Genomic DNA, 886 nt, shown 5'->3' on the forward strand with positions numbered 1-886 from the left:
ACTCGCCGAACTCATCGCCGCGCACGCGCACCCCGACGTCGTCGTCTTCGCGGGCGGGCGCCTGAAGCACATGACGCTCGCGATGAACGATGTGCTCCGCGCGCACTTCGACCGCGTCGACGTGACACACGCTCGGCAGAAGTCGCGCGTGCTCGTCGCCCGCCGCCCACACGACGGCGCCGATCCGCAGCCCGAGGCCGCCACCGTCGACGGCCTCGAGGTGCGCGCATTCGGCGGCGTGTTCGCGGGCGCCTCGATCGACATCGGCACACGCCTCCTCCTCGCCCACCTCCCCGACCCGACCGACGGCGCGATCGACTTCGCGTGCGGCACCGGAGTCGTGGCCGCGGCGTGGGCGCTGCGGCATCCATCCGTCCGGATCGTCGCGACGGATCGCTCCGCCGCCGCCGTGGCCTCGGCCCGCGCGACCGCCGCGGCCAACGGCGTGGGCGACCGTGTCGAGGTGGTCCGCGACGACCTGCTCGCCTCGCGTCCGGATGCCAGCGCGTCCCTCATCGCACTGAACCCGCCGTTCCACAGCGGCGGTGCGATCACCGAGGGCATCGCCCCGCGGATGTTCGCCGATGCCGCCCGCGTGCTCGAGCCCGGCGGGGAGCTGTGGACCGTGTGGAACTCCGCGCTGCAGTACCGTCCCGCGCTCGAGCGCCTCGTCGGCCCGACGCGTCAGGTCGCCCGCGACCGCAAGTTCACGGTCACGGTGTCGACGCGCCGCTGACCCTCAGCGCTTCGCCCCGCGTCCCACCTCTGGCGGTGCATGTCCCAAAAGGTGCGGCTGCGACCACCGCAGTCCGCACCAAGTGGGACATGGCCCTCAGCCCTTGCCGCCCGGCACACACCCTCGTCCCACCTCTGGGGGGGCATGTCC

Annotated in this window: 1 protein-coding gene; it reads left to right on the forward strand. The window is 73.4% G+C overall.

From position 1 onward, the window contains the following. The coding region (locus I5G_RS09880) for a class I SAM-dependent methyltransferase (RefSeq protein ID WP_022878913.1) at positions 1 to 736 on the forward strand (736 nt) is incomplete at its 5' end. Positions 737 to 886 lie beyond the last annotated feature (150 nt).

Origin of the sequence: Microbacterium sp. B19 (assembly GCF_000333395.1) — a bacterium.
In the GTDB taxonomy this organism is placed as follows: Bacteria; Actinomycetota; Actinomycetes; order Actinomycetales; family Microbacteriaceae; genus Microbacterium.